This window comes from Blautia sp. HCP3S3_H10_2 (assembly GCF_052122375.1).
GTDB lineage: Bacteria > Bacillota > Clostridia > Lachnospirales > Lachnospiraceae > Blautia_A.
This window is the reverse complement of the sequence record NZ_JBQKCL010000007.1, coordinates 145,541-164,514: the sequence shown is the minus strand read 5'-3', so window position 1 is coordinate 164,514 and position 18,974 is coordinate 145,541. Positions and strand designations below refer to the sequence as shown.

Below are 18,974 nucleotides of genomic sequence, written 5' to 3'. Positions count from 1 at the left end.
ACAGATTGCGTTTAAATCAGATTCGCCGCCCCTTTCTTTTCCCACACGTCCATAATCATAAACACGGTAAGTCACATTGGAATTCTGCTGAATTTCCGCAATCAGGATATCTTTGCCAATAGCATGAATAGTTCCGGACTGGATGGACAGGTATCAGGCAGAATTACCGGGTAATCCCAGAAATGAAATCCGTCAATTCCCGTATCGCTCTCTACAACTGCAAAGAAGGATTTTCTGTCATTTCCTTCCACACGGACTACCAGATAATATTTTCCATTTAACTCAATGGCACAGTAATTCAGCACTGTATTGATTCCAAGGCGTTCCATGAAATAAGGATAAGAATACAGATCAATAAGGCTGTTCCAGGTGCGGTCAAAGAAAACCTCCTGTCTTCCAATCTCTTTGTTGCAGACTTTTTCGCCGAAAACATCCATCATAAAACTATGATAAAATTCTCTATAATATAAAACGGCTCTGACAAACCAAACATTGTCAGAGCCACTCTATGTTTCCAATATTTATCTGTTACATTACCGGTTCTTTTTTCCGTTCTTTATCTTATTTTCCATTATGACATAAGCTTCCACAATTAAATCTGTTGCAATCAGAACTGCCACAGACAGGAGCAGGCATCCTGCTACACTAAATTCGTAAAAAGCAGAAAAACCGCCGATCAGAAAGTAGACGCCTATATGTACTGCATACATTTTGGATATATGCCGGGAATAATAGCACAATTTGTTATATCCGAATTTCCATTTTTCCACGAATGGTGTAATCCAGAACGAAACCGCAAAGACAAGCATAATACTGCAATAAGATCCTATTACCTTTACAAGCCCAGGTATTCTGTACTGCATAAGCATATATTCAAAGAATTCTTCAACTCCCGGATGCGATACGATACAGCCAGCTAACCAGATTGCTGCTATGATTCCACATATGGTTCCGCTCCTCTTATAGAAACTGCCTTTTTCATTTTCAGGTACTGTTCTGATCACTTTTCCAAAAACATATCCCAGAAATACATAGCTCAGATACGGAAAAAAGCAGAAGCTTGTTTCTCCTTTTCCACCAAATGTCATATCTAAAATCCAGTTCAGCACCTGATTATCTGAAACCAGCTGCCCTGCAAACGGCGAGACGATTCCTACTATTATAACACTTATAATGTATCCGCCCAGTTTTACATTTAATTTCTTATACAGGGCAAGGACAAGATAACACATACCAGCTATAAAAAATATGTTTACAAATGTAAGCATGGAATACAGGTTCGCCTCATACACCTCCCTGCTGCCTGGCACTTCACCAGTAACAGCATTTCTGATGTAATAGCTGACCGTCATCACAGCTCCTACGCATAAATTGCTTAAACCCTGATAAAATAATAGCTTTACGCCATTTTTCACCATATCCTTCGGTTCGGAGTGGCGTGTAAATCCACTTCCAAATCCCATGGTAAAAAGGAAAAGACAGGCTCCTGTGGGCATAAACAGGGCAAACATAATTTGATATACCTTTGATGTTGCAGCATCCAGACTTCCTAACGTCTGAAATGAATGGATAAATACAATCATGATCATCAGGAAGCCTTTTACTAAATCAAGCTCCTTCTGCCGGCCGGTATTCACTTCTTTTTCGCTTAAAGAAAACATCACCTTTCTCCTCTCTCTGGTGTAACCGCTTTATTCTTTCACTTTACTTTTACACTTTCTTTCTCCACAACGTGCCCCGCCACAATGAATCATTTATAAAAAATGTTTTATTATTATACTCTTACAAAGTGATACAATCTGCTCTTTGCATCTCCCCAGAAGTCCTTAAACAGGAACCCTGCTTTCATCAGCATTTCCCCAGTGTAAACCTTGCCGGTCTCTTCCAGACGGTAATCTGCCGTCGCATCAAAGCCATCCAGACGGAGTTTCCGGCTGTGCATATTGGCCGCTGCCAGAACCTGTACATAAGTAACCAGCACTTCACTCTTATCCTTCGCAGCCACCGCCCAGCAGTCATAATAATGATTTTCCCTGTAGGAAGCAATGCGGTAATAATCACCTTCGCGGACAAGATCATGGTATTTGTGGTACATCTTCGTCTGTTCCTGCACGATCTTATGCTCTTCTTCGCTAAGCTTGGTGATATCCAGCTCGTAGCCAAAGGTTCCTGCAAGCGCCACATGTCCTCTTGTCTCAAATGGTGTCACCCTGCCAACGGTATGGTTAGGGCAGACACTGACATGTGCGCCCATGGCAGACAATGGGTAGATCAGAGCTGTTCCCTCCTGAATCCGCAGTCTCTCAACGGCATCTGTATCATCGGAGCACCAGATCTGCGGGCTGTAATACAGCATTCCCGGGTCGAAGCGGGCACCGCCGCCAGAGCAGTTCTCCAGAAGCAGATCCGGAAATTCTCTCACCAGACGCTCCTGCAGTTCATATACTCCAAGCACATAACGGTGGAAAAGCTCCTGCTGGTTTTCCCTGCCAAGCCAGATGCTTCCCATGTCACAGAGCTGGCGGTTCATATCCCATTTCACATATTCGATATTGGCACTGTGAAGCACCTTGGAAATACAGCCATATACATAATCCCGGATTTCCGGACGGGAAATGTCCAGCACATATTGCTGGCGGCTCTGGGTTGCTTCACGCCCTGGGATCTGGATCGCCCAGTCCGGATGTGCCCGGTAAAGCTCTGAATCCGGGGAAATCATCTCCGGCTCCATCCAGATACCGAATTTCAGGCCGATCTTATTCACCTCATCCACCAGATGCTTCAGACCGCCTGTAATTTTTTCTTCATTTACTGTCCAGTCACCGAGGGAACAGTTATCGCTGTTTCTCTTTCCAAACCAGCCATCGTCCATGACAAGCATTTCGATGCCGTCTGCCTTCGCAGTTCTGGCAATATCCAGCAGCTTGTCTGTATTAAAATCAAAATAAGTCGCTTCCCAGTTGTTGATAAGAATTGGGCGCTTCTTGTGATTGTAAGCGCTCCGGATCAGATGATCCCGGTAAAATCCGTGGAAGCTTCTGGTCATTTTTCCAAGGCCCTCCCCGGAATATACCAGTACTGCCTCTGGTGCCTGGAATTCTTCGCCAGGGTCCAGGATCCAGCAAAATTCCTCGCTGTTGATTCCCATAGTCATGCGGACAGAATCAAACTGGGTAAGCTCTGCCTGTGCCGTAAAGTTACCGGAATAGATGAAATTCATTGCATAAACCCGTCCCTGCTGCTGGGTAGTCTCTGGTGTGACCAGGGCAATAAACGGGTGCTCCTGATGACTGGATTCCCCACGCAGTGAGGATACCCGCTGTTTTCCATAATGAAGCGGTCCCCGCTGGATCTGGCGTTCTCTGGCCCAGGATCCATGAAGGGAGATCATCTGGAAGTTCTCATTGTCCATATCCAGGCAGGCGCTGTAGATTTTCTCCACCTTCAGGGTCTGGCTGCCTGTATTTGCCACACGGACATTTCTGGTGATCACATTTTCCTTTTCAAATACAGAATAGGAAAGAACTGCCTCAAGCCCCAGAATCTCGTCCCTGCAGGTAATGTCCAGAGTCTCTACTTCTCCTTCTTTTCCGAAGGATGCCGGAAGGCCTGCAAGCTTGTTCTTCCCTTTATAAATCTCATGGGATGCATAGGTAAGCTCACAACCCATGCGCCCTTCTTCGTTGCGGATATTCAGGCAGCTTTCACGGTAATCCCCGATTCCGCCTGTAGGCAGCTCCATAGGGAAAAAGTCCAGGAATGCGGATTTCTCCCGTTTGTTTACTGATGGGGTGAATGGAGCTTCTTCCATACGGAGAAGATAGTTGTCAGCCTCCTTTGCAAGGCGGTCACCATAATAGATATGTCCCACATAGCCTTCTGATGAAAGTCCGATCACATAGGTAGTATCGGCTGTGTCTAATTTGAATATTTTACCGGATTCATTGTATGTAATTGCCATGTTAACTCCTTTTTGTATTTATTTGTAACAAAAGCGCATATTTTCTATCTATGCAAAATGTGTTACTGCCGTTTTTTAATAACTTTTTTGTAATCCATCGCTTAAACTCCTCCCAATATCCATATGCTGTTTCTGTGGTTCATTTAAGTTTAAAATATCATTAGCTTTAATTAATATCAGCTTAATTTTAATTATATTAAGTAAAAAAAGCCAGAAAGCTGTTCATGCCTATACAATAAAGCTTTCTGGCCTTTTACTTCCTTATACATCCATCTGATTATTTGCCTTGCTTACAGACTTCCGCCTGTTCTTCTTCGCTTCATACAATTGCCGGTCTGCAAGAGAGATTACCTGCTGGATATCTGTAGAAATATTAGGCCGGAATTCTGCGATTCCAAGGGAGATTTCTACCAGGAATGGTTTCCCTGATTTCTCATTAAACAGCCGACAGGCTGTTTTCACACGCTGGCGGAAAGTTTCCCCGAAATCCGTTTCTTCACATTCCAGCATGATGATATATTCATCTCCGCCTACACGCCCCAGAATATCATTGCTGCGCAGGCAGCCTTTTAATATTTCAGCCACACTTTTCAGGGCAAAATTCCCTGCCGGATGCCCCCAGGTATCATTGATCTCTTTCAAATGGTCCAGATCCCCATAGATCATATAAGCCCGCTGTCCATTGCCAGCCCTGCATACCCTCCTGGTGTGCTCCATAAATCCCCGCAGGTTCAGAAGACCTGTCAACTCGTCATACTCAGAAATAATGCCCAGGACACGGTTTTTCTCCTTAATCTCCTCCATATCACGGGACATTTCCAGTCTTCTTGCCGCCTCTGCCTTGCTGATTTCCAGATAATGCAGGGAAAGACCAATCTGCAGACTGATCACATAGAAAAATGGGAAATCCTCCTGGTCAATGTCACATGCCAGAAGCCCGTACTGCTTCTCCCCTGAAAAAAGGAGAAATACCATAAACTGATGCCGGTCTTCATCCTCCATCAGGTCACAAATCCCATTTTCCTTCATGACCTGAAGCCGGTCATAAGGTGCCCTGGTTATGATCTGTCCATTCTTATAGCTGGCTGCGAGATGAAGGTTATAGGGACAGGTCCATTTTCTTTTGCCATCATAAACAATCGGTTCGTCCAAAAGAAACAGGTGGGTGCAGCGGGTATGGAGTTCTTTCATCTTCTCCATGATTTCCTTCAGAAAAGCCTGCTCATCATCCATACAGTCATTCAGATCCCGGGCGAGAACGGGAATAAACCAGGATTTCCGCTGGAAACCGATCAGCTCCAGCTTCATTCTGGCAATTGTTTTATTCAGCCTGTGCACCTGCGCACCAAGGCTTACCGGAGTCTCTTTCTCCTCGAAGCCTTCCGATATACAGCCACAGGATTCTCTTCTTACAAGGGAAACCGGCACTCTCTGGGAGGTAGCTTCCAGGTCGGTGGCCTTTCCATTCAGACGGTTTACCAGATCGTAAACTGCCATTTTCCCCATTAATTCCCCATCCTGGGAAACCGTAGTAAGGGGCGGTTCCATTCCGGATGCGCGCTCACAGTCATCAAATCCGGTGAGCATAATATCCCGTCCCACCACAAGACCTCTTTTCTCACAGACACGGTAACCGGCAAACGCCATCTCATCATTGGAAAAAACAATCGCCTGGGCATCCGGATTATCGTCCAGAAGACGCTCCACCTGCTTATCTACAAATTCAGAATAATCCCCCTGGGCGATCATCTGATGCGTTACAGGAAGTCCATACTTCTCCATTGCTTCCAGATAGGCTTCCTTCCGCTCAATGGCATCTGTATTGTGCTCCGGTCCTGCTACGAACAGGATTCTGGACAGATGATGCTCTTCTACCAGATGCTCCATGATCATCCGGATCCCACCTTTATTGTCACAGATCAGAGAATGACAATTGGGCACATCTACAACCTCTGTGAGAAATACTGTAGGAATCCCATTATATTTCCTGGCAAATTCATCCGGGTCATCCTCCCGCAGCTGGATACCCAGAGTCCCATAATTAATGATCAGACCATCCAGCCCTCCGATCAGACTGTAGTCATGAATGGTATTAAACTGATAATCATAAGAATTTTTCTGATTGCCGCCGAGAACATCTTCAAAAAAATCCTTCGTCTGGGTACCCAGAAAAAAACAAACATTTACATTCAGCTCACTGGCCGCTTCTGAAATTCCCTTGATATGTTCTTTTGGAAAATAGGTATGCACTCCGCCAATGAGGATTCCAAGATTATACCTCTTTTTTTCTTCCATTATCACACCTCTTGCTGTAATGTTTTTACTTTTCCTGACATCGCATTTTATCAACATTTAACATCATTTTTCTAAAAAATCCGCATTTCAGTTTTCGTCTATTATAACAATAATTACCCATTCATGTAAAGTCATTTTTGTGAGCTTTCGCTAAATATGTGAATATTTTTGCCCTTCATTGCAGTGCAGTTTTTTTTCTGATATACTATTTTATAAGACACCAGGGTCAAAAGGTCAGGAAGCTGTTCGTGCCTGCACGATAGGGCCTTGTTGACCTGGCATCATTTTACATCAGGTGGGCAGCTTCAGACTGCATCCGGGCTTCCGGCACCTGATAAGAAAGTAGGAAGGAACAAGAAATGGCAATTAACCCAATGAAATTACTTGAATTAAGTAATCTCTGGAGTGCATTTACAAGACGGCACCCTAAATTCCCCCAGTTTCTTTCAGCCGTGCAGCAGGCCGGCATTTCTGAAGGAACCGTGATCGAAGTACAGATCACCACTCCCGACGGCAGAACTTTTACTTCCAACCTGAAGGTACAGGCAGAAGATATAGAGGCTGTGAAAAGTCTACAGAATTACCAATGAAAATTTAGCTAAATTTTATCTGGATTTTACAGTTTTTTTGCACAAAAAAATTGAAATTTTTGTACAAAGATTGTATAATATATCTCAAAGAAATGAAAGTGAGGGTTCACCATGAAACAGAACAGTATGTTAGCAATGATTCTGGCAGGCGGCCGTGGCAGCCGTCTTCATGATCTTACCAACAAAGTGGCTAAACCGGCAGTTTCCTATGGCGGCAAGTACCGTATCGTCGATTTTCCTCTCAGTAACTGTGCCAACAGCGGCATTGACGTAGTAGGCGTACTGACCCAGTATGAGTCAGTTGAGCTGAACAGCTACGTTGCAGCTGGCGGACGCTGGGGACTGGATTCCAAGGACAGCGGCGTATACGTACTTCCACCACGTGAGAAAGCAGACACCGGACTTGACGTATATCGCGGAACAGCCGACGCGATCTCCCAGAACATTGATTTTATAGATCAGTATGACCCGGAATACCTTCTGGTTCTCTCCGGCGACCACATTTATAAAATGAATTATGACAAGATGCTTGCTTACCACAAGGAGAGACAGGCCGATGCTACCATCGCAGTTATCGAAGTTCCTCTTAAGGAAGCCAGCCGTTTCGGTATCATGAACACAGACGGCCAGACAGACCGTATCACCGAATTTGTTGAGAAACCACCTGTCCCACAGAGTAATCTCGCTTCTATGGGTATCTATATTTTTAACTGGAAGCTTCTGCGCAAGCTTCTCCTTGCAGATATGAAGAATCCGGATTCCAACCATGATTTTGGTAAGGACATCATTCCTACCCTTCTTAGCGATGAGAAGAGACTTTTTGCTTATCGTTTCAAAGGCTACTGGAAAGATGTTGGAACCATTGATTCCCTCTGGGAAGCAAACATGGATCTTCTCAGCCCGGACAATGAGCTTGACTTAAGCGACCAGACCTGGAAGATCTATACAGAGGATGTAACAGCCCTTCCACAGTATATCGGTACAGAAGCCAAGATTCAGAATGCTTACATAACCCAGGGTTGTGTCATCGAGGGTGAGGTTACCAATTCTGTTATCTTTACCGGCGCGAAAGTAAGGCCCGGTGCCAAAGTAATTGACAGTGTACTTATGCCAGGTGCTATCGTAGAAGATGGCGCTGTAGTCGTACGTGCCCTTGTTGCCAATGGTATCACCATCGGTAAGGGTGCTCTGGTAGGAAGTGCAGACAGCGAGCACATCGAGCTGATTGCGAAACGTGTAAAGGGGGCCGAATAATATGTATAAAGCATTTGGAATTGTAAACTCATCATCCAGAAACATCCGGGTAGAAGGACTTGAAGACTACCGTCCGATTGGTGCTTTCTCTTTCCTGGGCAGATACCGTGTTATCGACTTCCCGATTTCCAATCTGAGCAACAGTGACATTGACCGTATCCAGATCTATGTACAAGAGAAACCCCGTACACTGGTTGCACATATCGGCACCGGCCGTCACTACAATATTAACTCCAAGAGCGGCAAGCTGCAGATCCTTTTCTCCGATGCAGGTCAGAGAAATGATATTTATAACACAGATATTGCTGCTTACTATGAGAACCTGAAATGCATCGAAGAAATGCATCATCCATATGTAGTTATCACACCGGATTACATGGTATATTCCGCAGATTTCTCCAAGCTGATCGAGCAGCACATTGAATCCGGAGCAGATATTACCTTACTTTACCATGCAGTAGACAATGCCAAAGAGGCATTCCTGAACTGCAATATTCTGGATCTGAATAAGCAGAAAGGTGTCCTTTCCATTGAACCGAACCACGGTAATGCCAAGAACCGCAATATTTTCATGGATACTTATATCATGAAGAAAGACCTGTTTGTAGAACTGATCCGTAAAGCAAGAGCGATCTCTTCCGCATTCACACTGACTGATATCATCAATGAGATGCATAATGACCTTGATGTACGTGGTGTTTCCCACCGTGGATTCTTCGCTTCCATCACAGATTTCCAGAGCTATTATGATGCAAATATGGATCTGATCGATATCAAGGCTGCACAGACTCTGTTTGATCCGGAATGGCCGATCTATACACGTACCAACGATTCCTGCCCGACTCATTATTATAATACGGCAGAGATCCGCAATTCTGTTGTTTCCAATGGCTGCCAGATCGAGGGTACCATTGAGAATTCCATTATTGGCCGTGGCTGCGTGATCCATAAGGGTGCCGTGATCAAGAACAGTATTGTTCTGGCAGGCGCTGAGATTGGCGAGGGAGTTCATGTAGAGAACCAGGTTGTAGACAAGCTGGTTAAGATTCTTCATGTGAAGGAAGTTGTTTCTGCTGATGGACTTCCGGGATATATTAAGAGAGGCGACACCATCTAAACTATCGCTTTGAGATATTTCCGATGAAATATCCCAGAGCACAGAGGAATGTCCTGTGTATTTAAAGCCGCACAGGACATTCCTTTTATTTTATACAAGAAAGAATCCTGCTTTGCAGGATTCTCCGCCTGCGGCGGGTCGCTATAAGCGACATCTACCTTTCCGCCGCAGTGCGATCCTGCCCGGCAGGGCTTTTTATGCTATAGGGAATTCCAACGGAATTTCCTATAGCACAAAAAAGACATGTGCAGATACTTCCCACATGTCTTTTCTTTCATTTAAATTCTTATTCAGAATACGCTTTACATCTTTCCAAAAATCAGATCCGTACCTGATCCAACAGGTCATCTACCTTGCCTGGTTTGCACACGCCTGTGATCGTCAGTTCCAGCTTCACACCAGGAAGCTCTACAAATACCAGTGATTCTACTTTCCCGCGGATATCTTCCAGCATTTTTTCAAAATTCTCACTGGTAATATCGGAGAATACCATCACAAAGTCATCACCGGAATAGCGCAATGCATCGCCGCTCTCGCCCACAACCTCATGAATGACACTGGCAACCTGACGGAGCACATCATCTCCTGTCTGGTGTCCAAAATTCTCATTGATCTTCTTGAAGCCCTTAATATCTGCCATAGCAAGAGCATCAACGGTCTCCATTCTGCAAAGCTTCTCTGTATAATAACGCTTATTATAAATTCCTGTCACCCGGTCTATGTACATCTTTTCTTTATGGATGCGGATAGAATTCAGCACCTCTTCTCTGCTATATCCCTGCGGGATAAAGGAATCATCCAGCTTCACTACCAGCTCCAGACAGCAGGGCTTACCTTCAAGCTCTACATACATTGCTACGACCTGGAAAATGTCATCCTGGGTAACTTCAACCTTCATAATGCGCTGCTTCGTGCGCAGACAGGTGGCTGAAATACAATTACTACAACTCTCTCCACGTCCCCATACTGCATAACATCTAAAATCTGACTCCCATACACGGCCATCCTGTTCTACATGGAGAAGCTTCTTAGTGACCGGATTTACAAAACGTACCAGATCATAGGTAATCTGCAGATACTGAAGCAGAATCCATGCCTCATCTCCTGTGATCGCAAATCCCTGCGTCTTGAATCTGTCATAAAAATGGGAAAAAGCAGAACTACGGCTATATTCCAGCGCAGCATCCTTAGCGGCACTTACAATACTGTAGTCCTCATCAATGTCTGTAAGCTTTCCTACAACCCCGGTATACTCTTTGGAATCATCAGAAGCCCAGATCATCTTACAGTCGCAGCGGTAACGCTCTGGTTTCCTTCCATCCTTAACCTGGATATCACTTACTACATTCGGTCTCTCACGGGTAGCCTGTCTGATCTTATTCAAAAGACGCTCCAGAGAGCCTTCTTCGATCAGATTCCCAAGAGTTCCTTTCTCAAGTGGAGAAAGCACCGGTTCCCGGATACCACTCCTCTTCATTCCGGATTCATTCAGATTCAGAAGCGGCGGTGAAACTGTATAGGTAAATACAATATGTTCCGAACCATCTGCAAGGAAATGGAAACACTGTCTCTCACATTCCAGCTGCTGTACGATCTTCTCAGAAGAATCCATCTCGAAATCATGGAACCGGTTCGCCATATTGGTCATATTGGCTCCATCATATCCAACCTTGGATTTCACGCCCATCTCTTTCTTAAGGGCACTGGAAATATCCAGCAAGCACTCCAGAAGCAGTGGATTAAACACACCGCACTGACCTGCAAGGATCATCTCGATGGCCTTCTCATGGGAGTATGCCGCTTTATAACAACGCTCACTGGTAAGGGCATCATATACATCTGCCAGCGAAACAGCCTGGGCGGAAATCGGAATCTCTTCTCCCTTCAGTCCGTCCGGGTAGCCACCGCCATCATACCGCTCGTGATGCCAGCGGCAGATCTCATAGGCCGCCTTCACCAGCGGCTCATCCTTCTGCTCGAAAGGAAGCTGCTCCAGCATATTGGCGCCAGCCATGGAGTGTCCCTTCATTACCGCAAATTCCTCGGCAGTCAGCCTGCCTGGTTTATTCAATATCTCATCCGGAATGGTGATCTTGCCAATATCATGGAGTGCAGATGCTGTACTGATCAGACCGATCTGTTCCTGGCTTATGGTATATGGGTTATTCTCCTTCTGTACCAGATGACGCAGAAGCATATCTGTGATCACCTGGATATGGAGAACATGAAGTCCGCTCTCACCATTACGGAATTCAACAATATGGGAAAGAATGCTGATCATCAGCTTACTGCTCTTCTCTTTCTCATATATCTGATTGCTCACAATACTTGTCATACGTCGCTGCTTGGCTCCAAGCAGAATCGCATTCGCCGAACGGCGGCGTACCATATTGGCATCAAATGGCTTGCCAATAAAGTCTGTCACACCCAGATCATAGCCTCTCTTAATATAGGCGGGAGAATCCTCTGCAGAAATAATGATCACCGGAGTATAGTCGATCCAGTGCTCCTTATTCATATATACAAGCACCTCAAATCCATCCATCTGAGGCATGACAAGATCCAGAAGTACCAGAGAGATCTCCTCTGCATGCTTCTGCAGATAGTCTACTGCCTGTACTCCGTCACGTGCCTGTATAATATCGTATTCATCTTCCAAAATCGTAGCAAGGAGATCGCGATTCATCGCCGAATCATCTGTAATAAGAATCTTCTGTCTCTGCTGTGTTACTGCTTCACTCATTCATACTTCCTCAGCAGGTGTGGTTACCCCCCCCCACCCTGTTTCCACTGCTTTCCGACAGCTTTTGTAATTCTGGGTGCTATCAAATCTCAACATTTCTGTTACGTCAGGTGCTTTCCATATCGCCCTTGTATCCTTCTTAGAATTCCGGTATTTTGTGTAGGGGCTTCGTCAACAGAATTGTCAAGAGTATTAAGATACGTAATTATAGTTTAGCAGTCTAATATGGTAATGTCAACCTCATTCCCGACAAAAAACAGGTAAAAACAACTATAATCAACAACATACTAAAACGTTTTCCGGCACACTCTTGCACAATCTCACACCTTATTTTATAATGAATCTGCACAATTTACATTTACAGAACATTGCGTTCATTTACTTGTGAAAATGTGCCTTATCGTACATAAAAAAACAGTTACTGTTCTACCATATATTTTCCAGGAGGATTTCCATGCAGATTACAAGACCTGATTACTATAAAGAATTTTCCTGTATCGCAGGCGTCTGTCCGGATACCTGCTGCGCAGGCTGGCAGATCGTCATTGACGAGAAAAGCCTTAAGAAATATAAACATGTGAAGGGTGCTTTCCGAAACCGCCTTCACAATGACATCAACTGGAAGGAGCAGGTTTTCCGCCAGTACAATAAGCGCTGTGCATTTTTAAATGATGAGAATCTCTGTGACATTTACAGTGAAGTGGGAAAAAGAATGCTCTGCGATACCTGCCGGAAATACCCACGGCATATTGAAGAATTCGAAGGACTCCGGGAATATTCCCTGTCTCTTTCCTGTCCGGAAGCAGCCCGTATCATTCTTCAGAGAAAAGAAAAAACAGGCTTCCAGTCTGCCGAAGTTCCATCTGAAGAAGAAACCTATGACGACTTTGATTACCTGCTTTTCACTGCCCTGGAAGACACCCGGGATTATTTTCTGGAAATCATCCAGAACCGCCAGATTCCCATGCGCCTCCGCATCTGGAAGCTTCTTGCTGCTGCCAGCGATTTCCAGCTCTGCCTGGATAAAAATGAGCTTTTCAAATGGGAAGAGATCCGTGGACGGCACCAGGCTTCCGGTTTTGGCGAAGCTTTCACTTCCAAGGTTCAGACGCATATGAATAAAAATGATGCTCCAGAGGAGCTTCTGAAACAGATGTGGCAGGTGATCGTCCCAAAAATGGAGGTACTCCGTCCAGGATGGCATGAATTTCTGGATGAAAATCTGAGATCATTATATTCCTGTGTTTCTGGCACAGACACTTCCGAAAAGCCACAACCTTCTTACAGTGAACACCAGACTGACTTTAATAAGGCTTACCCAGACTGGAACATCCAGGAGGAGCAGCTTCTGGTCTACTGGATCTACACCTATTTCTGCGGTGCTGTTTATGATGGTGAGATTTTTTCCAAGGTGAAAATGGCCGTGGTCTGTACCCTGCTGATCCATGAGCTGGATATGGGTACCTATCTGAAAAATGGCCGCATCTTCTGCCTGGAGGACCAGATTTCTATCTGCTACCGTTTTTCCCGGGAGCTGGAGCATTCTGACCTGAATCTCAATGCCCTGGAGGATCTGCTCGCACAGGACAAGCTGTTTTCCCTGGAAAATATGTTAAGAATCTGCTGAAAGACTGTGCAATATCCATAAATCCAACATGCAAGCATGCTGGATTCATGGCTGCTGCACAGGACTTTCATAGTAAAATCCCATAAAAGGAGGCCATTTTCCATGCCTGTTACCATCCGTCCCGCCACACCTGCCGACGCAGAAGCACTTCTTGCCATCTATGCCCCATACGTGGAGCACACGGCCATCACATTCGAATATGACGTTCCCTCTGTGGATGAATTCCGGCAGAGAATTATAAATACACTGCAGCTTTACCCGTATCTGGTCGCAGAGAAAACTACTGATACCAGCTGCCCGGAAATCCTGGGCTATGCCTACGCCGGCCCCTTACACGCCCGCGCTGCCTACGCCTGGTCTGTAGAAACCTCCATCTATGTGAAAGAAACCGAACGCAGGTCCGGCGTTGGCAAAATCCTTTATGCCGCTTTGGAAAAAGCCCTGAAAGCCCAGAATGTCACCAATGTAAACGCCTGTATCGCAAGCCCCCAGGTGGACGATGAATATCTGAACCACAACAGTATCCAGTTCCATGAGCACCTGGGCTATTCCATGGTGGGCGAATTTCATAAATGCGCTTACAAATTCGGCAGATGGTACAATATGGTCTGGATGGAGAAAATGATCGGGGAACATCAGGTAAAACAGCCGGATTTTATTCCCTTTTCACAGATTCAGCGCTAGAGCGTGTTTAAAAAAAGGCTTTCTGCAAAATCTCCCCGTTTGTTCCGATCACATCTTTATAGAAATATGCGGAATCCTTTAATGTACGCTTCTGCGTATTATAATCTGTATAAACAAGTCCAAATCGCTGTGAATATCCATATGCCCACTCGAAATTATCCAATACAGACCATGCAAAATATCCCGCCAGATCTACCCCGTCTTCTGCTGCGCGCTTATAAGTCCCAAGATACCGTGCCATAAAATCCACACGCGCCGGGTCATGCACCTTGCCGTCGAGGCTTACCCAATCATGAGATGCCATACCATTCTCAGTGATCATAAACGGTTTCTTATAACGCTCATACATAAATTTCGGTGCCCAGTATAAAGCCTCTGGCGTTACCGGCCATCCGATAGCTGTCTGCGGAAATCCACTGTAACGTGAAACGCGCTCTGGTTTTCCATCTTTACCTGCACGGACGGTTACTGCATTATAAATATTCTGTCCAAAGAAATCCAGCGGCTGGGAAATCAGCTTCATGTCAGCCTCTGTCACTTCTGGAAAATACTGGCCAAATGCACTCATGATATCCTCCGGATATCTGCCCAGGTATACCGGGTCGCAGACAAACGCTACATCCCAGTTACATGCAATGGCATTTTTTTCCGGAAGCCCGAAGGTTGCCATTCTTGCAGCTTCGATATCCTCCGGCTTATCTGTCTCCGGAATATACAGTGCCCCGCAAGGCGCCATGCTGATCTTCACCGGCTGTTTCGAATATTCACGGAGTGCTTCAACAGCCCGTCCATGGGCTTTCAGCACATTGTGCCAGATCTGGAAATAGTCTGTTAATCCAACCTTCAGTCCGGGCGCATGCTCTCCTGTCTGATAACCCAGCCCTACAATGCACTGGATCTCATTGATCGTAAAAAAATTTTTCACTCTGTCTGAGAAATGCTCTGCCACAACCTTCGCATATTCATAAAACCATGACGGTGAATCTGGATTCAGCCATCCACCTTTCTGGTGAAGGGCATATGGCAAATCCCAGTGATATAAAGTCACATAAGGTTCAATCCCATTATCCAGCAGCTCATTGATCAGATTATCGTAGTATTCAATCCCTTTCGGATTTACTGCCCCGGTTCCTTCCGGCATGATCCTTGCCCAGGAAAGGGAAAAACGATATGCTTTCAGCCCCATTTCCTTCATAATCTGAACGTCCTCTTTATAGCGGTGATACTGGTCACACGCCACGTCGCCTGTATGATTTTCCAGTACATGACCGCCTTCCTTACAGAAAACATCCCAGATATTCAGTCCTTTTCCATCGTCATAAGCTCCGCCTTCCACCTGATAGGAAGCGGTTGCCCCGCCCCAGATAAAATCTTTCTTAAATCCCACTTTTCATTTCCTTTCTTTTTCTTACTTTTCTCTGATGTTACAGATTGTCCTGCAGCTATGCTTGCTAATCCGGCAATTCTTCTTATTCCGGTGCTTTTACATGCCGTCAGGACCCAAAGTTCCTTTATAACTTTACCTATATGTATGGTAAACATCATAAATACGGATTCCATCACTGGAAATCTTTGTCCCTTCTTCGGGCGTAAAGATAACCGCCCGGGCATCCGTAAATGCTGTCACATTTTTTGTCCAGACCGTATCCGCGCCTACACCTTCCAGCATACAATACGGCACAAATGTATTTGTCTGGACCGAAATACTTCCGTCACTGTTTTCTGTCACTTTAAATGCAGGATCTTTCAGCTCCAGATATTTTACAGGGACAAATGTCTCAAATTCTTTTTTGGAAACCTTCTTTCCATTCTGTTCATATTCATACTCGACAACAATGAACAGACTGTCCTCCCGTCCGCAGATCAGTTCTTTATACTCTTTCTCATGAAGGCATTCTGCATGCAGTGCCGGAATTTCCTTTGTCACCAGATGCTGTTCCAGTACTTCAAAATCCAGTGTTTTCACTGAAATCCTGGCAGTTACCGTTACTGGCTCCCGTGTCTCATTTGAAATCCAGAATCCCATATGGCTTTCTTTTTTCTCAATGCTTCCAGCCACACTGTCACAAAATTCCCTGGCCATATAATGAAGTGCCTTATATCTGCCATAATAGTCCATACTGGACCAGGAGGCTACCGGCCAGTTATCATTGAACTGCCAGTAAATACTTCCCATACATCTGCCTCGGTTCCTTCTCCAGTGTTCCGTCGCTTCTTTCATGGCATATCCCTGAAGGATCTGGCTTAAGAAAATCAGGCCTTCCAGATCTTTCGGGTAACGGAAGGTTTCTGACAGGTAATACAGAATCTTACCATTTGCCGCCGGATTTTTCTGATGACTTTCCATAACTCTGGAAAACAGATTGCGGTCTTTCTCCTCCGTAAAGGTCTCTACTGTCTTAATAGAGGGAAGCGACTGGAACCCAAACTCCGAACAGAACCTGAAATAATGTTTCATATATTCGCTGAATGGTTTCTGTCCATGCCATACATCCCAGTAATGGCAATCACCCCGGTTCTGGCTGCCCGGATCATCGAAGCTGCCCCCTGAGGATGGGGATGATGGCCAGTAAAAGGTATCTGGCGCAATCTCTTCTACGATCTTAGGAATCACATACTCAAACTGCAGAAGATAATCTCTTTTCAGAAGCGGGGAATGATCCTTCACAGCGGCCCAGTCCACCCATGCACTTTCCATTTCATTATTTCCGCAGATCAATGCAAGACTTGCATGATTACGGATTCGGATAACATTGTCTCTTGTTTCCGCACAGATATTGGCCTCAAACTCTGGTGTGAAGTCATAAATATTGCAGGCATACATCAGATCCTGCCATACAAGCATACCATTCTCATCACAGAGATCATAAAATTCATCTGATGGATAATAGCCGCCGCCCCATACACGCAGGCAGTTAAAATTGGCAAATACAGCAGCTTTCACATCACGTTCCAGTATCTCCCGGGTAATCCTGGAATAAAAGCAGTCGTCCGGAATGTAATTTGCACCTCTGGCAAAAATCTTCACTCCATTTACCATAATGGCAAATTCCTGGCCCCACTGGTCATCCTCACGGGATACTGTAAGGGTACGAAGGCCTACCTTATACGTTCTGGTATCCAGTATTTCTTCCTCTTTTTTCAGTCGTATGATCAATCTGTAAAGCGGCTGGCCACCATAACCATTCGGCCACCATAGCTGTGGAGCTGTTATTTTTATATCGGATTCGTTACCTGAATAAATAACTTTGCCAGACGGATCCTGCAATTCATAGAGAAGCTGTAATTCGCAGACCGGACACCCGTTTTCTATGACAACCCCTGCACGCTCTGTGATTTCTGTATTTTTTATAATTTCTGTAATTTCTGAGTCTCCGGTCTGTCCGCTGACCTTCTCAATTTCACTCTTAATATGCAGAGTAACCAGTTTCTCTCCCTGCTGATTCTCTCCATGCTCCTGGCGGATTAAGACGTCTCCAAGCCTGGCCACATCAAAACAGCAAAGCTCCACGCCACGGAAAAATCCCGCATCAGGAAGTTTCGGGCCCCAGTCCCAGCCAAACATGGAATGCGCTTTCCGGATATACTGGCTTCCTTTTTCAGTTCCAGTATTAATAAAATCGATTTCTTTTCCCTTTGCAGGCTGATATGCATTTACAAAATTAACCGGAGACTCAATATGAAGCTCCAAAAGGTTCTCTCCCTCTTTCACCAGCTTCTTCACAGGATACACCCAGGTCCGGTGCATATTCTCTGTATGGCCAAGCTTCTCCCCGTTTAAAAACAGATCTGCAACTGTATCAATTCCATAGAATGTCAGAAGAATCTCATCTCTGGAAAGCTCTTCCTCCGATAATGTGAAAGTTCCCCGGATATCAAAATCATTCTTCCAAAATTCAGTCAATTTGTACTCATTGGTTCCATAATATGGATCTGGAAGGATTCCTTCACGGCAAAATGTATCCATAGCTGACCCCGGTACTGTCATCGGATACCAGGCATCCTGTCCACTGATGGAAATCCGGAATCCTGTATCAATGTTTCGTTTTATCATCCTTTTTCCTTTCTTGTAAAGCCCATATATCTTCAATGCCCAAGAAACATTTTCACCGGGCATTGATACTATTTATAAATACCAGGTAACAGGCGAAATCCCCAATCCGTTTCCGGTTAGCAGGATCATCCTCCAGATGGCCCAGAGTGTCTCTCCAGGCAGCTGGTTTTCCCTGCATTTTCAGATAGCGGGCAAGCATGTTGAATTTCACGATCAGGGAATCGTGGCAGGATGTCCGCCGTTCGTCGATCTCCATTTTCTGTTCCCGGGTCATAAGCGCCCAGCGGGCACGGATATTGCAGTATTCATTTGCCTTTTCCAGAAGCTCATCCAGAAGTTCAAGGGCATCCTCATCACCGGATACTTCCGCTGCAATGTCCTGATGAAGTCTTTCCATTTCTTCTAAGGTAAGCGCGCCTGAACACTGTTGGTATTCTTCATAGGTTGAAAACATGATTTTTTCCTCTCCTTGTTACTAAACGAACTTTCATAGTAAACAGACATGTCTGCTTACGCAGACATCACCATAAATGAAAGTCGATTGTGATCCGCCCCTTGGCGCTCCCACAATCATAATAATTCTATATTCTGACATACCATATATCACATCAAAAAGCAAGCAGGAATTTGCCAGTTTTAATTTCTTTAC

The 18,974-nt window shown here is 45.1% G+C and carries 12 protein-coding genes and 1 pseudogene; 5 read left to right on the top strand and 8 right to left on the bottom strand.

What is annotated here, in order from left to right:
• Window positions 1–125: 125 nt before the first annotated feature.
• The 4 genes and pseudogenes from ACTQWB_RS09650 to ACTQWB_RS09635 form a co-directional block, all read right to left on the bottom strand.
• Window positions 126–341, bottom strand: a pseudogene (locus tag ACTQWB_RS09650) (glycosidase); the annotation flags it as partial.
• Window positions 342–533: 192 nt separating this feature from the next.
• The gene (locus tag ACTQWB_RS09645; protein ID WP_441501047.1) at window positions 534–1,661 is read right to left on the bottom strand and encodes an acyltransferase family protein; all 1,128 of its coding nucleotides are present in this window, start codon (window positions 1,659–1,661) and stop codon (window positions 534–536) included.
• A gap of 113 nt (window positions 1,662–1,774) precedes the next feature.
• The gene (locus ACTQWB_RS09640) at window positions 1,775–3,961 is read right to left on the bottom strand and encodes an alpha-galactosidase (protein WP_441501046.1); all 2,187 of its coding nucleotides are present in this window, start codon (window positions 3,959–3,961) and stop codon (window positions 1,775–1,777) included.
• Between the two features lie 261 nt (window positions 3,962–4,222).
• Window positions 4,223–6,256: a diguanylate cyclase domain-containing protein gene (locus tag ACTQWB_RS09635; protein WP_441501045.1), complete on the bottom strand. Its 2,034-nt coding sequence runs from the start codon at window positions 6,254–6,256 to the stop codon at window positions 4,223–4,225.
• A 359-nt stretch (window positions 6,257–6,615) separates the two neighbouring features.
• Between ACTQWB_RS09635 and ACTQWB_RS09630 the strand changes: the two genes are divergently transcribed.
• The 3 genes from ACTQWB_RS09630 to glgD all read left to right on the top strand — a co-directional run bounded on the left by ACTQWB_RS09630 (window position 6,616) and on the right by glgD (window position 9,217).
• On the top strand, window positions 6,616–6,846 hold the full coding sequence (locus tag ACTQWB_RS09630; protein WP_441501044.1) for a hypothetical protein: 231 nt from the start codon (window positions 6,616–6,618) through the stop codon (window positions 6,844–6,846).
• Between the two features lie 111 nt (window positions 6,847–6,957).
• Complete coding sequence (locus ACTQWB_RS09625) at window positions 6,958–8,100, top strand: glucose-1-phosphate adenylyltransferase (protein WP_441501043.1); 1,143 nt, start codon at window positions 6,958–6,960, stop codon at window positions 8,098–8,100.
• A 1-nt stretch (window position 8,101) separates the two neighbouring features.
• Window positions 8,102–9,217 carry a glucose-1-phosphate adenylyltransferase subunit GlgD gene (gene glgD, locus ACTQWB_RS09620; RefSeq protein ID WP_441501042.1) on the top strand — a complete coding sequence of 372 codons (1,116 nt, stop codon included), beginning with the start codon at window positions 8,102–8,104 and terminating at the stop codon, window positions 9,215–9,217.
• A gap of 319 nt (window positions 9,218–9,536) precedes the next feature.
• Here the strand turns inward: glgD and ACTQWB_RS09615 are convergent, their stop codons facing one another.
• Complete coding sequence (locus ACTQWB_RS09615; protein WP_441501041.1) at window positions 9,537–11,960, bottom strand: HD domain-containing phosphohydrolase; 2,424 nt, start codon at window positions 11,958–11,960, stop codon at window positions 9,537–9,539.
• Window positions 11,961–12,414: 454 nt separating this feature from the next.
• Between ACTQWB_RS09615 and fliB the strand changes: the two genes are divergently transcribed.
• On the top strand, window positions 12,415–13,587 hold the full coding sequence (gene fliB / locus ACTQWB_RS09610) for a flagellin lysine-N-methylase (RefSeq protein ID WP_441501040.1): 1,173 nt from the start codon (window positions 12,415–12,417) through the stop codon (window positions 13,585–13,587).
• 102 nt (window positions 13,588–13,689) lie between these two features.
• The gene (locus ACTQWB_RS09605; RefSeq protein WP_441501039.1) at window positions 13,690–14,271 is read left to right on the top strand and encodes a GNAT family N-acetyltransferase; all 582 of its coding nucleotides are present in this window, start codon (window positions 13,690–13,692) and stop codon (window positions 14,269–14,271) included.
• A 7-nt stretch (window positions 14,272–14,278) separates the two neighbouring features.
• On the opposite strand, the gene ACTQWB_RS09600 is transcribed toward ACTQWB_RS09605, so the two are convergent.
• The 3 genes from ACTQWB_RS09600 to ACTQWB_RS09590 form a co-directional block, all read right to left on the bottom strand.
• Window positions 14,279–15,658 carry a GH1 family beta-glucosidase gene (locus ACTQWB_RS09600; RefSeq protein ID WP_441501038.1) on the bottom strand — a complete coding sequence of 460 codons (1,380 nt, stop codon included), beginning with the start codon at window positions 15,656–15,658 and terminating at the stop codon, window positions 14,279–14,281.
• A gap of 132 nt (window positions 15,659–15,790) precedes the next feature.
• Window positions 15,791–18,325: a beta-mannosidase gene (locus tag ACTQWB_RS09595; protein ID WP_441501037.1), complete on the bottom strand. Its 2,535-nt coding sequence runs from the start codon at window positions 18,323–18,325 to the stop codon at window positions 15,791–15,793.
• A 52-nt stretch (window positions 18,326–18,377) separates the two neighbouring features.
• Entirely contained in the window at window positions 18,378–18,779 is a 402-nt protein-coding gene (locus tag ACTQWB_RS09590) for a hypothetical protein (RefSeq protein WP_441501036.1), read from the bottom strand.
• Between the last annotated feature and the right edge of the window lie 195 nt (window positions 18,780–18,974).

Coding starts and splice junctions, on each gene's coding strand:
- ACTQWB_RS09645 (WP_441501047.1), bottom strand. CDS start 1,661: ATGTTTTCTTTAAGCGAAAAAGAAGTGAATACCGGCCGGCAGAAGGAG.
- ACTQWB_RS09640 (WP_441501046.1), bottom strand. CDS start 3,961: ATGGCAATTACATACAATGAATCCGGTAAAATATTCAAATTAGACACA.
- ACTQWB_RS09635 (WP_441501045.1), bottom strand. CDS start 6,256: ATGGAAGAAAAAAAGAGGTATAATCTTGGAATCCTCATTGGCGGAGTG.
- ACTQWB_RS09630 (WP_441501044.1), top strand. CDS start 6,616: ATGGCAATTAACCCAATGAAATTACTTGAATTAAGTAATCTCTGGAGT.
- ACTQWB_RS09625 (WP_441501043.1), top strand. CDS start 6,958: ATGAAACAGAACAGTATGTTAGCAATGATTCTGGCAGGCGGCCGTGGC.
- glgD (WP_441501042.1), top strand. CDS start 8,102: ATGTATAAAGCATTTGGAATTGTAAACTCATCATCCAGAAACATCCGG.
- ACTQWB_RS09615 (WP_441501041.1), bottom strand. CDS start 11,960: ATGAGTGAAGCAGTAACACAGCAGAGACAGAAGATTCTTATTACAGAT.
- fliB (WP_441501040.1), top strand. CDS start 12,415: ATGCAGATTACAAGACCTGATTACTATAAAGAATTTTCCTGTATCGCA.
- ACTQWB_RS09605 (WP_441501039.1), top strand. CDS start 13,690: ATGCCTGTTACCATCCGTCCCGCCACACCTGCCGACGCAGAAGCACTT.
- ACTQWB_RS09595 (WP_441501037.1), bottom strand. CDS start 18,325: ATGATAAAACGAAACATTGATACAGGATTCCGGATTTCCATCAGTGGA.
- ACTQWB_RS09590 (WP_441501036.1), bottom strand. CDS start 18,779: ATGTTTTCAACCTATGAAGAATACCAACAGTGTTCAGGCGCGCTTACC.